Source organism: Mycobacterium sp. E2497, from assembly GCF_001668695.1.
GTDB lineage: Bacteria > Actinomycetota > Actinomycetes > Mycobacteriales > Mycobacteriaceae > Mycobacterium.
This window is the reverse complement of record NZ_LZKD01000155.1, coordinates 1-12,324: the sequence shown is the minus strand read 5'-3', so window position 1 is coordinate 12,324 and position 12,324 is coordinate 1. Positions and strand designations below refer to the sequence as shown.

The window sequence follows — 12,324 nt, the reverse complement described above, 5'->3', positions numbered from 1 at the left end:
CAGCCGCGGGATGGCGGCCCCCGGCGCGGGTGTTACGACTGCGAGACCAGCTGCTCCACCTGCTGTCCGCGCATCCGCTGTGAGATGACCGCGGTGATGCCGTCGCCCTGCATGGTCACGCCATACAGCGCGTCGGCGACCTCCATCGTCGGTTTCTGGTGCGTGATGATGAGCAGCTGCGAGCGGGCCCGCAGCAGCTCGAAGAGGCTGATCAGGCGGCGCAGGTTGGTGTCGTCGAGCGCCGCCTCGACCTCGTCCATGATGTAGAAGGGCGACGGGCGCGCCCGGAAGATCGCCACCAGCATCGCCACCGCCGTCAGCGCCTTCTCACCGCCGGACAGCAAGGACAGCCGAGTGACCTTCTTGCCCGGCGGCCGCGCCTCGACCTCGATGCCGGTGGTGAGCATGTCGTCCGGATTCGTCAGCCGCAGCCGGCCCTCGCCGCCGGGGAACAGCACGGTGAAGACTTCCCGGAATTCGCGTTCGACGTCGACGAAGGCGTCGCTGAACACCTGCAGGATGCGGGCGTCGACGTCGGCGACGACGTCCAGCAGGTCCTTGCGCGCCGCCTTGACGTCCTCGAGCTGGGTGGACAGGAAGTTGTAGCGCTCCTCCAGCGCGGCGAACTCCTCCAGCGCCAGCGGGTTGACCCGGCCCAGCTCGGCGAGCTCCCGCTCGGCGCGTTTGGCCCGCCGCTCCTGGGTGGCGCGGTCGTACGGCATCGGGGCGGGCGCGACGACCTGCTCACCGCGTTCGCGGGCCTGCTCGAATTCGGCCATCTCGAGTTCGGTGGGCGGCAGGGCCACGTCGGGCCCGTACTCGGCGATCAGGTCGGCGGGGGCCATGCCGAACTGCTCCAGCACCATCTGCTCGAGCTGCTCGATGCGCATCGCCGCCTGCGCGTTGGCCACCTCGTCGCGGTGCAGCGAGTCGGTGAGGGTGGACACCCGTGCGCTCAACGCGTTGACCTCGTCGCGCACCGCCGCCATCGCCGTCGTGCGCTGCTGGCGTTCGGCCGCCAGGGTGTCGCGGATCTTCGACGCCGCCCGCACCACCCCGTCGAGCCGCTGGGCCAGCAGCCGTCCGGCGTCGGCAACCGCCGCGGCGACGGCGGCCGCGCGCAGCCGCGCCTCACGCGCCTGCTGGGCCCGCAGCCGCGCCTCCCGACCCGCGGCCGCGGCGCGGCGCAGGGAATCCGCGCGCCCGCGTACGGCGTTGGCCCGCTCCTCGGCGGTGCGCACCGCCAGCCGGGCCTCCACCTCGGCACTGCGGGCGCCTTCGGCGGCGGCGGCGATCCGCTGCCGGACCTCCGCGTGGTTGGGCTCTTCGGCATGCACGTGCTGGGTCTCTTGCGCGTTGCGCAGCCGGGTTTCCAGCTGCGTGACTTCCTCGACCGTCTGCGTGCGGCCCGCTTCGAGCTCCTCGCGCTGCCGCAGCAACCTGTTCCACTCGTCGTCGGCGGTGCGGGCTTCCTGCCCGAGCCGGCCGAGCTGCTCGTACATCGCCGAGATCGCGGTGTCGGATTCGTTGAGCGCGGCCAGCGCCTGCTCGGCGGAGTCCTGGCGGGCGGCCTGTTCGGTCAGCGCCCCGGAGAGCGCCGCGGTCAGCTGGGCGACCTGCGATTCCGCGGCGGCCAGCTCGTTGCCCGCCTTGTCGATTTCCGACGTCACCTCCAGCGTGGACAGCTTGCGGTCGGAGCCTCCGCTGACCCAGCCGGCGCCCACCAGGTCGCCGTCACGGGTGACCGCGCGCAACCGCGGGCGGCCCGCCACCAGTTCGAGCGCCTGGTCCAGGTCGTCGACCACCGCGACGCCGGAGAGCATCGCCGTGATGGCGCCGCGCAGGCGCGCGGGCACCTCGATCAGGTCCAGCGCCCACAGCGCGGAGCCGGGCAGCGCGTCACGCGACGCGGGGTCGTCGGCGGGCCAGTCGCCGAGCACCAGCGCCGCGCGCCCGCCGTCGGCCTGTTTGAGCGCGGCGACCGCGGACCGGGCCGCGCCGAGGCTCTCGGCGGCCAGCGCGTCGGCCGCCGAACCCAGCACCGCGGCCAGCGCCGCCTCGTAACCGGAGCGGACCTTGACCAGCTTGGCGACCGGGCCGAAAAGCCCTGCGCCAGCGTGGTTTTCGGTGAGCCAGGCCGCACCATCCTTGCGTTCCAGCCCGACCGAGAGCGCGTCGATGCGGGCCCGCAGCGACGCCACCCGGCGCTCGGCGTCGCGTTCGGCGGCCTGCAGTTCGGCGACGCGTTCGTCGGCTGACCGCAGCGCGGCCACGGTCCGTTCGTGGTGCTCGTCGAGCCCCACCTCGCCCTGGTCGAGCTCACCGACGCGGCCCTGCACGGTCTCGAATTCGGCTTTGGACTGCTGCGCCCGGGCGGCGGCCTGTTCGATGCGTTCGGACAGCCGCGCGACGCTGTCGTCGATCGATTCGACGCGTGCCCGCATGGTCTCCACCTGACCGGCCAGCCGCGCCAGGCCCTCGCGCCGGTCCGCCTCGGCCCGCACCGCGGCCAGGTGGGCCCGGTCGGCCTCGGCGGCCTCGCGCTCGCGCTCGCCGAGTTCGGCGCGGGCGGCTTCCAGGCGGGTGCGCGCCTCGGCCAGCTCGGCCAGCAATTGCTGCTCGGCAACCGCGACCCGCTCGGCCTCGGCCTCCAGCGCCTCGGGGTCGGTGTCGCTGGGCGGCGCCGGTTCCGTGTCGAGGTGCTGGGCGCGTTCGCTGGCGATGCGCACCGTGGCGGCCACCCGTTCGGCCAGCGCGGACAGCCCGAACCAGGTGTGCTGGACCGATTCGGCGCGGGCGGTGAGTTCGGCCACGGCCGCCTCGTGCGCGGTGAGCTCCTCCGACGCCACGGCCAGCCGGGTGGCGGCCTCGTCGTGCTCGCGGCGGATGGCGGCCTCGGCTTCGAAGATGGCGTCCCGTTCGACCTGCCGATTGACCAGGTCGTCGGCGGCCAGCCGCAGCCGGGCGACGGGCAGGTCGGCCTGGATGGTCTGGGCGCGGCGGGCCACCTCGGCCTGGCGGCCCAGCGGCTTGAGCTGGCGGCGCAGCTCGGTGGTCAGGTCGGTCAGCCGGGCGAGGTTCGCCGACATCGCGTCGAGTTTGCGGAGGGCCTTCTCCTTGCGCTTGCGGTGCTTGAGCACGCCGGCGGCCTCTTCGATGAAGGCGCGACGGTCCTCGGGGCGCGACTGCAGGATCTCGTCGAGCTTGCCCTGCCCGACGATGACGTGCATCTCGCGGCCGATCCCGGAGTCGCTCAGCAGCTCTTGCACGTCCATCAATCGGCAACTGGCGCCGTTGATCTCGTACTCGCTGGCGCCGTCGCGGAACATGCGGCGGGTGATCGAGACCTCGGAGTATTCGATGGGCAGCGCGTTGTCGGAGTTGTCGATGGTGACGGTGACCTCGGCGCGACCGAGCGGGGCCCGCGAGGAGGTGCCGGCGAAGATGACGTCTTCCATCTTGCCGCCACGCAGGGTCTTTGCTCCCTGCTCCCCCATGACCCACGCGAGGGCGTCGACGACGTTGGATTTTCCCGAGCCGTTGGGCCCGACGACGGCGGTGATGCCCGGCTCGAAACGCAGAGTCGTCGGCGATGCGAAGGACTTGAAGCCCTTCAGCGTCAGACTCTTGAGGTACACGGCGAGCCAGACTACCGCTCAAATCGCCCGTGCCAGCCTCACCGCGGGGTGTCGCCCGGGCCGAAATGTCCACGCCGAACACGCTGCGGCGCACTGGTCACAGTGGCCACATCAGTCACGGGGGGATGGGGTGTGGGGCCGCGTCAGCGCTCGACGAAGCCGTCGAACCGCTCCTGCGGCGCTGACCAGTCCGCGATCACGTTGTCGACGCGGCCCGGCCGCGGCGGCCAGAACTCGCCCCCCTTGAGCAGGGTCAGCAGCTTCTCGCCGGCCGCGCGCGGCCCCTGGGCGACCACCAGCACGCGGCCGTCGGCCTGGTTGGCCGCGTATCCGGTAAGCCCTAGCTCGAGCGCCCGGGATCGCGTCCACCAGCGAAAGCCGACGCCCTGGACCTCCCCGCGCACCCAGGCGGTAAGCCTGACGTCAGGATCCGACATCGGCGACCTTGAAATCGATCTGCGTGCCGCCTTTGAGCGTGCGCCCGACGGTGCAGACCAGGTCGATCGCCCGGCCGACGACCACCAGCAGCCGCTCTTTGTCCTCCGCGGACAGGGCGGACAGGTCGAGCTCGAGCGTCTCTTCCAGCAGCGGATAGACCTCGTTCTCGCGGTCGGCGTCCCCGGACACCCTCACCACGGCCTTGTAGTCGTCGCCGAGCCTGCGGGCGAGCGGCTGATCGCTGGACATCCCGCTGCACGCAGCGAGCGCGATCTTGAGCAGCTCGCCGGGGGTGAACACACCCTCGGCGTCCTCCGAGCCGACGAGCACCTGCGCACCGCGCGAGCTGTGTCCGGTGTACCGGCGCGACCCCGTGCGCTCCACCCATAGTTCGGTCATGCCCTACTTTTTACCGGGCGGCGCGTGCCCCACGCCGCGGGCATACTGCGTTTCATGGCCACCGTGGTCGCATTCCACGCCCACCCGGACGACGAGGTGATCCTCACCGGCGGCACGCTCGCACGTGCGGCGGCGGGCGGGCATCGCGTCGTCGTCGTCACCGCGACCGACGGACGGGTGCACAACGACGAAAGCGACTTCCGGCTGGGCGAATTGCATTCGAGCGCAGACATTTTGGGAGTCGATCGGGTCGAATGTCTCGGCTACGCCGACAGCGGCTACGGCCCGCTGTTCTACCCGGACCCGCCGGGGCGGGTCCGTTTCGGGCGGGCGAACGTCGAGGAGGCCGCGCAGCAACTCGCGGCGATACTCGGCGAGGAAGGCGCCGACCTGCTGCTCAGCTACCAGCCCAACGGCGGGTACGGCCACCGCGATCACGTCCAGGTGCACCACGTCGGCAAGCGGGGCGCCGAACTCGCGGGGACACCGCGGGTGCTGGAGGCGACCATGCCGCGCGAATTACTGGTCCGCGTCGGCCATCTCGCCCGCATGTTGCGGCTCCCGGCGCCGTACGAGCCGGACGTCGCCCGCACCGCGTACGCGCCCCGGGCGAGCATCACCCACCGCATCGACGTCTTCGGATTCGCCCGCCAGAAGCGTGACGCGTTCGCCGCCCACCGCTCGCAGATCGGCGAATCCAGCGTGGGCGCGCGCATGTACGCAGCCCTGCTCCGGCTACCGCCCCAGGCGTTCGGCCTGCTCTTTCCCCGCGAATGGTTCGTCGACCCCGCCTTACCCGCGGGGATTTCGCGGCGGGACATCTTCGATTGACTGCCCCGTAAGCCCGAATCGAGCGTGCGTCCTGGGTGGCGCCGCCCGGCGTGTCGCCGCCCCGAACGCACACCCGAAGCCCTGAGCGCACACTCGATGACCGATGCGCCCGCCGCGCCCTCAACGGACTATCAGCGACAGCAGCTTCTTACCCAATGAGATCGCGGACGAATCGCTTTCGCACGACACCACCACGTCATCACCGGACCGCCGCCGCAGTTCGCGCTCGAAGACGTCGCGCAACGTGGACGACGCGGCCGGACACCCGTCGCAGGCACCCATCATTCGCACGGTCACGGTGCGGCCGGCCACCGAGACAAGCTCGATCGACCCGCCGTGCGAGGCAGCGAGCGCGCCGACGGGGCCCGCGAGCAGTTCCGCGGCAATGCTTTCCAGGCTTTCTGGGCTTTCTGGGCTTTCCAGGCCGGGGGCGGACGATTCGTCGACCACCCAGTCCTGCGGGGCCACCAGCGCTTCGCAGAGCGCCTCGCGAACGTCGTCTCCCAACTCGCGCCAGCTGCCACCCGCGCCGGCCGTGATCAGGATGCCGCCGGAATCCACCAGAATCTCTGCGATCGTCCCGCTGTCCAGCAGGGCGCCCAGCCCGCCCGGGGCCTGCCGAACGGTGCCGCGCGCCGGCAACCGGTCGGGCGGCACCACCCAGCGCAGCTGCTGAGGGTCCGCGGTGGCCGTGGCGTGGATCGGGATCATGCGCCCACCGCTATCGCGATCGATCGCGCGGCAAAGGCCATCGTCCAGGCCAGGACGAACATGTAGGACCAGGCGAAGGCGGGCCACCGCCACGAGTTGGTCTCGCGGCGCATCACCGCGACGGTGGACATGCATTGCAGCGCGAAGATGAAGTACGCCATCAGCGCGATGATGGTCGACGAGGTGAACACCTTGTGGCCGTCGTCGTCTGTCATGGCGACCAGGGCCTCGTGCGGATCCTCGGGGTTCGTCGCCGCCGAGACCTGCCCCAGGGTCGACACGAAAACCTCACGCGCCGAGAAGGACCCGAGCAGCGCGACGTTGATGTGCCAATCGAACCCCAGCGGCTTGAATACCGGTCCGATCGCCTTCCCGACGTCGGCGGCGTAGCTGTGGTCCATCACGTAGGCGGTGGTCTCCGTCGGCGACATGTGTGCGGTTTCGGCTTGCCGCGCGGGCAGATTGAGCAGCACCCACAGCACCACGGACGTGCCCAGAATGATGGTTCCGGCCTTGCGCAAGAACACTTTGGCCGAATCCCACATCGTGATGAGCACGGTCCTGGGCGAGGGGAAGCGGTACGGCGGAAGCTCCATCGTGAAGGGCAGCAGGTCGCTGCGCAGAATTGTCGACTTGAACAGCGACGCGGCGATCAGGGCCGAGGTGCCGCCGCACAGATACAGCAAGAACATCGCGATGCCCTGCGCGCTCAGCCCCCACCACTGGGTCTGCGGTGAAACCAAAAGCCCCACCAGCAGGGTGAACACCGGGAGCCGCGCCGAGCACGTCATCAGCGGCGCCGTGATGATGGTCGCGATCCGGTCGCGCGACGACGGCAGCGTCCGGGTGGCCATGATCCCCGGGATCGCGCACGCGAAAGAGGAGAGCATCGCGACGAACGCACGACCCTCCAATCCCGTCGCGGCCATCACCCGATCCATCAAGAACGCGGCCCGCGCCATGTAACCGACGTTCTCCAGCAACGCGATCAACAAGAACAGCAACACAATCTGCGGGATGAACTGCAATACCGTTCCCACGCCGCCGATGAGTCCCTGGCCGAGCAGTCCGCGCACCACGTAGTTGCCGACGTGGTCGCTCACCAGTACGCCGAGCCAGCCCAGCCCCTGACTCACCCGGTCCTGCAGTGGCGCGGCGACGGTGAAGACGACTTGAAAGAAGCAGAACATCACCGCGAAGAAGATGATGGTGCCCCACAGGGGATGGAGCACGATCGCATCGATTCCCCGGGTGCGCCGATCCGGTTGTGGCGCAACGTATCCGGCCGCGGCGAGCACCGATTTACCCCAGGCGTCGATGGCATCGTCGTGAGATGGGGGCAGGATCGGGGGCCGTTGCCACCGGTCGAAGGACGCCAGCCGGGCGCGCAGGGTGTCGATCCCCGCGCCGCGGTGCGCGATCACGGGGACCACCGGAATCCCCAACGCCGTCGACAAGGCGTCGACGGCGACGGTGCCCCCGCGCGCGGTCAATTCGTCGGTCATGGTCAGTGCCAACAGGCACGGCACGTCAAGCCGCAGCACCTGTGCGACGAGGGTGATCGAGCGGTGCAGCGTGGTGGCGTCGGCCACCAACACGATCGCGTCGGGTCGATCGGCGTCGGCGATCTTGCCGGCCAGCAGGTCGGCCACGACTTGTTCGTCCGGGCTGATCGGCTGCAGGCTGTAGGTGCCGGGCAGATCCTCGACGGCGATCTCGACGTCGTCGACCTTGGTGACGCCCACCCTGCGCCCGACGGTGACGCCCGGGTAGTTGCCGGTCTTGGCGCGCAGGCCGGTGAGGTGGTTGAAGACGGAGGTCTTGCCCGCGTTGGGGCTGCCCACCAGCGCCACGCGCGCCACGCCCACGACCGCGAGCGCGGTGCCGCCCTCCTCGTGGCAGGACGTCATGAGCCGCTTCCCGGGTCGACTTCGATCAGGCAGGCTTCGCGCCGGCGCAAGCACAGCTCGGTGTCTTGAACCCGGTAGATGGTCGGGTCGCCCATGGGGGCGCGTCGAATCACCTCGACGTGGGATGCCGGCCGGAATCCCAGTTGCCGCAGCCGGCCCGCCACCACGGGCGGCGCCGCCGGCGCCACACCCACGATGGTTGCCCGCTGGCCCGGCGTGAGCTGGGCGAGCACCGTCGGAGAATCCGACACCCGAACTGAATCCCGCATTAGTAGCCCCGACGCCGAAGGTTCACCATGCACCCAGGATAACGATGCTAGGTGAGGATAACCTCACCTTTCTCCGAAACGTTCGCGACCTCCCGTGCGCCGCGTCGAGCGTGCTTCCCCGGCGACACCGCCCGGCGTGTCGCGACCGTCGACGCACGCGCAAAAGCCCCGATCGCACGGTCAAAGTCGCGGGCGCGGCTGACATTTCGGGCAGTAGAACGACGACCGGTTCATGAACTTCTCCCTGCGCATCACCGCCCCGCAGCGCCGGCAGTTCTCGCCTTCGCGGCCGTAGGCGTCCAGCGACCGGTCGAAGTAGCCCGATTCGCCGTTGACGTTGATGTACAGCGAGTCGAACGAGGTCCCGCCCTGCGCCAGCGCGTCGCGCATCACGTCGGCCGCGGCATCCAGGATGGCGCCCAGCCGGCCGCGGCCCAGCGTCGCGGCGATCCGGGCGCCATTGACCTTGGCCCGCCACAGCGCCTCGTCGGCGTAAATGTTGCCGATGCCCGAAACCACGGTCTGGTCGAGCAACTGCCGCTTGATCTCGGAATGCTTGCGCCGCAGGACGTTCACGACGGCTTCGCGGTCGAAGAGCGGGTCCAGCGGGTCGCGCGCGAGGTGCGCGACTGGCGCGGGCACCACGCTGCCGTCCACGCTCACCAGATCGGCGAGCATCCACCCGCCGAAGGTGCGCTGATCGGCGAAGCTCAGCACGGTCCCGTCGTCGAGCAGCGCGGAGATGCGCACGTGGTCGGCGCGCGGCACCTCCCCCAGCAGCATCTGGCCGCTCATGCCGAGGTGCACGACCAGTGCCGTGTCAGGGTCGTCCGCACCGTCGAGCAGCAGCCACAGATACTTGCCGCGCCGGTCGGTGCCGGTGATCCGGGCATCGAGCAGCCGGGCGGTGAGGTCGGCGGGCCCGGCCTCGTGCCGTCGCACGGCTCGCGGGTGGTGCACCCGCACGGCCTTGATCGTCTTGCCCACGACGCGGGCCTGCAGCCCACGGCGGACCACCTCGACTTCGGGTAGCTCGGGCATCTAGCGATGATCGCAAGCGCGGCGAAGCCGGGCGCGGCGGGTCATCGCCATCGACCCGAGCGATGATCGCAAGCGCGGCGAAGCCGGGCGCGGCGGGTCATCGCCATCGACCTATTCGCGCATCTAGACGGACGTTTTCCCCGCCGTGTCGAGCGCTTCCAGCGTTTTCCAGGTCGCCGCCGCGGCTTTCTGCTCGGCTTCCTTCTTGGAGCGGCCCACACCGGACCCGTATTCGGTGTCCATCACGACCACGACGGCGGTGAACTCCTTGTCGTGGTCGGGACCGGTGGAGGTGACGACGTAAGAGGGCGCGCCCATGCCCCGCGCCGCGGTCAGCTCCTGCAGGCTGGTCTTCCAGTCGAGCCCGGCCCCCAGCGTCGGCGCGGCGTCGAGGAGCGCGCCGAACAACCGCAGGATCACCTCGCGCGCGGTGTCGATCCCGTGCTGCAGATAAATGGCGCCCAGCAGCGATTCCATCCCGTCGGCCAGGATGCTCGACTTGTCGGCGCCGCCGGTGTTGGCCTCTCCGCGCCCGAGAAACAGGTGCACGCCCAGGCCGTCCGGGCACAGCTTGCGCGCGACGTCGGCCAGCGCCTGGGTGTTGACGACGCTGGCCCGCAGCTTGGCCAGGTCCCCCTCGGAGCGGTCGGGGTGGCGGTGGTAGAGCTCGTCGGTGATGGTCAGGCCCAGCACGGCGTCGCCGAGGAATTCCAGACGTTCGTTGGTCGGCAGCCCGCCGTTCTCGTAGGCGTAGCTGCGATGCGTCAACGCCAGCGAGAGCAGCTCCTCGGGCAGCCCGACGCCCAGCGCGTCGAGCAGGTCCTGCCGCGAGGTCACTGCTCACCCCGCGGCGGGTCGGGCTCGGGAAACATGCCGGCCAGTTTCGTCCACCGCGGGTCGATGCGGTCGTGGTGGTGTCCGGGCTCGGCGGCGAGGGCAACGCCGCATTCGGGGCACAGACCCGGGCAGTCGGGGGTGCACACGGGCGAGAACGGCAGCTCGAGCCCGACGGCGTCGACGATCGACTGCTCGAGGTCGAAAGCGTCGTCGACGATGTGTCCGACCTCGTCTTCCTCGGTGGTCGCCTCCGTCGTGCTGTCGGGGTAGGCGAACAGTTCGGTCAGCTGGACCTGCACGTGACCCTTGACCGGGGTCAGGCAACGCGAGCACTCGCCGACGCTGGGCGCGTCAACCGTGCCCGTCACCAGCACGCCCTCGGAGACCGACTGAACTTGCAGGTCCAGCTCCAACGGGGCGCCGGCCTCGATCGCGATCATGTCCAGCCCGATGCGCGACGGGCTGGGCACGGTCTTCCGCAGGGTGACCATCGCCCCGGGGCGACGCCCGAGCCGGGTGATGTCAACCGTCAACGGCGAGCTCAGACGGCGTTGCGAGGTGGTGCTGTGCTGCCGCGTCATAGCACAAATCCTACGGTGCGAGCCGCATAATTCCAGGGCGCGGCCGCCCGGCTGAGGCTTAGCGCACCGCGTAGTCGTGTGTGCCGGCCGCCGTCCGTAGCTGGTGACGACCGCGGCCGACCGAGCGCAGCGTGCCGTTGAGGAATTCCTCGAACTCGGCCAGCTTGTTGTCGACGTAAATGTCGCATTCGCCGCGCAGCCGGTCCGCCTCGGCGTGCGCCGAGTCGATCAGGCGGGTGGCCTCGGCGTTCGCCGCCTCCACCACGCTGTTCTGCGACACCAGGCGCTGCTGTTCCTTGATGCCCTCTTGCACGGCCTTCTCGTAGGAGATGTTGCCGTTCTCGAGCAGCCGGTCGGCCTCGGCCTGGGCGCGGCTGACACTGGCCTCGTAGTCCCGCTTCGCGGCCGTGGCGATACGCATCGCCTCCTCGCGCGCCTCGCCGACCATCCGCTCGCTGTGCTGGCGCGCCTCGCTGACCATGCGGTCGGCCTGCGCTTTTGCGTCGGACAGGAGCCGGTCCGCCTCCGCGCGGGCGTGGTTGAGCATGGAGTCCGATTCGGTGGTCGCCGAGGAAACCATCGATTCGGCGTGCGACTTGGCGTCCTGCAACATCGAGTCACGCGCGTCGAGCACGTCCTGGGCGTCGTCCAGCTCGCCGGGGATCGCATCCTTGATGTCGTCGATCAGTTCCAGTACGTCGCCCCGTGGCACCACGCAGCCGGCCGTCATCGGAACGCCGCGTGCTTCTTCAACGATGGCGCTCAGCTCGTCGAGCGCTTCAAAAACCCGGTACACGGCCATATCCTCCTGGCTTCTGCAAACGTGTTGTTACCAGTGTGCCTGGTGTTGCCTCTGTGACAGCGGTGGCGAGGCCGGTGTGTCGGACATTTCACTGGTTGCGCCTGTTGCGGCCATTCTAGGGATCAGGCCGGCTCTCCGCCCTGGCCAGAACGCTTTGCCCGGTTTGTCAGATACCCCTGTGGGGTATATGTTGGGAGCCCGAGCCAACCGAAAGGGGTCGAGCACTCGTGCTAGCAGCGGTCGGACACGCCTTGGCGGTGGCGGGATCGATGACGTGGGAAATCCTGTGGGCGCTGATCTTGGGATTTGCCCTGTCGGCGGTGGTGCAGGCAGTGGTGCGACGCTCGACCATCGTGGCCCTGCTCGGCGACGACCGGCCACGCACCCTGGCACTGGCCGCCGGACTCGGCGCGGCATCGTCGTCGTGTTCGTACGCCGCCGTGGCCTTGGCCCGGTCGCTCTTTCGCAAGGGCGCCAGCTTCGTCGCCGCCATGGCGTTCGAGATCGGTTCCACCAACCTGGTGGTGGAACTGGGCATCATCTTGGCCCTGCTGATGGGTTGGCAGTTCACCGCCGCGGAGTTCGTCGGCGGCCCGCTGATGATCGTGGTGCTCGCCGTCTTGTTCCGGCTGTTCGTGCGCTCGCGCCTCATCGACGCCGCCCGCGAGCAGGCCGACCGCGGGATCGCCGGCTCAATGGAAGGCCATGCCGCCATGGACATGTCCATCAAGAAACAGGGCTCGTTCGCTCGCCGGCTGTTTTCCGCGGAGGGTTTCACCTCCGTCTCCCACGTGTTCGCAATGGAGTGGTTGGCGATCCTGCGCGACCTCGTGCTGGGCTTGTTGATCGCGGGGGCCATCGCGGCGT

The 12,324-nt window shown here is 69.8% G+C and carries 12 protein-coding genes; 2 read left to right on the top strand and 10 right to left on the bottom strand.

Translation table 11 applies throughout. The features are described from left to right. Nucleotides 1-32: 32 nt before the first annotated feature. From smc to A5713_RS14355, 3 genes are all read right to left on the bottom strand, one after another. Nucleotides 33-3,638: a chromosome segregation protein SMC gene (smc, locus tag A5713_RS14365; protein ID WP_068096432.1), complete on the bottom strand. Its 3,606-nt coding sequence runs from the start codon at nt 3,636-3,638 to the stop codon at nt 33-35. Nucleotides 3,639-3,781: 143 nt separating this feature from the next. After that, a complete protein-coding gene (locus tag A5713_RS14360) occupies nt 3,782-4,075 on the bottom strand; it encodes an acylphosphatase (RefSeq protein ID WP_067927866.1) in 294 nt (97 codons plus the stop codon). Further along, a complete protein-coding gene (locus A5713_RS14355) occupies nt 4,062-4,475 on the bottom strand; it encodes an OsmC family protein (protein ID WP_068096430.1) in 414 nt (137 codons plus the stop codon). The genes A5713_RS14360 and A5713_RS14355 overlap by 14 nt, the downstream gene beginning before the upstream one ends. Nucleotides 4,476-4,529: 54 nt before the next feature. Between A5713_RS14355 and A5713_RS14350 the strand changes: the two genes are divergently transcribed. Continuing rightward, entirely contained in the window at nt 4,530-5,306 is a 777-nt protein-coding gene (locus A5713_RS14350; protein WP_067927883.1) for a PIG-L deacetylase family protein, read from the top strand. A 120-nt stretch (nt 5,307-5,426) separates the two neighbouring features. On the opposite strand, the gene A5713_RS14345 is transcribed toward A5713_RS14350, so the two are convergent. The 7 genes from A5713_RS14345 to sepIVA form a co-directional block, all read right to left on the bottom strand. Next, a complete protein-coding gene (locus A5713_RS14345) occupies nt 5,427-6,017 on the bottom strand; it encodes a NifU family protein (protein ID WP_068096423.1) in 591 nt (196 codons plus the stop codon). After that, a complete protein-coding gene (locus A5713_RS14340) occupies nt 6,014-7,927 on the bottom strand; it encodes a ferrous iron transporter B (protein ID WP_068096421.1) in 1,914 nt (637 codons plus the stop codon). Before A5713_RS14340 ends, A5713_RS14345 begins: the two co-directional genes overlap by 4 nt. Continuing rightward, a complete protein-coding gene (locus A5713_RS14335; RefSeq protein WP_231980409.1) occupies nt 7,924-8,196 on the bottom strand; it encodes a FeoA family protein in 273 nt (90 codons plus the stop codon). The genes A5713_RS14340 and A5713_RS14335 overlap by 4 nt, the downstream gene beginning before the upstream one ends. Before the next feature lie 180 nt (nt 8,197-8,376). Further along, the gene (mutM, locus tag A5713_RS14330; RefSeq protein ID WP_067927880.1) at nt 8,377-9,237 is read right to left on the bottom strand and encodes a DNA-formamidopyrimidine glycosylase; all 861 of its coding nucleotides are present in this window, start codon (nt 9,235-9,237) and stop codon (nt 8,377-8,379) included. Nucleotides 9,238-9,360: 123 nt separating this feature from the next. Further along, nucleotides 9,361-10,074, bottom strand: a complete 714-nt coding sequence (rnc, locus tag A5713_RS14325) for a ribonuclease III (RefSeq protein WP_067927881.1) — start codon at nt 10,072-10,074, stop codon at nt 9,361-9,363. Then, the gene (locus A5713_RS14320; RefSeq protein WP_197509450.1) at nt 10,071-10,655 is read right to left on the bottom strand and encodes a DUF177 domain-containing protein; all 585 of its coding nucleotides are present in this window, start codon (nt 10,653-10,655) and stop codon (nt 10,071-10,073) included. The genes rnc and A5713_RS14320 overlap by 4 nt, the downstream gene beginning before the upstream one ends. A gap of 58 nt (nt 10,656-10,713) precedes the next feature. Beyond that, entirely contained in the window at nt 10,714-11,451 is a 738-nt protein-coding gene (gene sepIVA, locus A5713_RS14315) for a cell division protein SepIVA (protein ID WP_067927889.1), read from the bottom strand. Nucleotides 11,452-11,726: 275 nt separating this feature from the next. Between sepIVA and A5713_RS14310 the strand changes: the two genes are divergently transcribed. Further along, on the top strand, nt 11,727-12,324 hold a 598-nt coding region (locus A5713_RS14310; RefSeq protein WP_231980408.1), incomplete at its 3' end, for a permease.

What these genes read in the sequence shown, in the direction of transcription:
- A5713_RS14345 (WP_068096423.1), bottom strand. Translation starts at nt 6,017, where the DNA reads ATGATCCCGATCCACGCCACGGCCACCGCGGACCCTCAGCAGCTGCGC.
- A5713_RS14320 (WP_197509450.1), bottom strand. Translation starts at nt 10,655, where the DNA reads ATGACGCGGCAGCACAGCACCACCTCGCAACGCCGTCTGAGCTCGCCG.
- A5713_RS14355 (WP_068096430.1), bottom strand. Translation starts at nt 4,475, where the DNA reads ATGACCGAACTATGGGTGGAGCGCACGGGGTCGCGCCGGTACACCGGA.
- A5713_RS14350 (WP_067927883.1), top strand. Translation starts at nt 4,530, where the DNA reads ATGGCCACCGTGGTCGCATTCCACGCCCACCCGGACGACGAGGTGATC.
- A5713_RS14360 (WP_067927866.1), bottom strand. Translation starts at nt 4,075, where the DNA reads ATGTCGGATCCTGACGTCAGGCTTACCGCCTGGGTGCGCGGGGAGGTC.
- A5713_RS14340 (WP_068096421.1), bottom strand. Translation starts at nt 7,927, where the DNA reads ATGACGTCCTGCCACGAGGAGGGCGGCACCGCGCTCGCGGTCGTGGGC.
- A5713_RS14335 (WP_231980409.1), bottom strand. Translation starts at nt 8,196, where the DNA reads ATGCGGGATTCAGTTCGGGTGTCGGATTCTCCGACGGTGCTCGCCCAG.
- mutM (WP_067927880.1), bottom strand. Translation starts at nt 9,237, where the DNA reads ATGCCCGAGCTACCCGAAGTCGAGGTGGTCCGCCGTGGGCTGCAGGCC.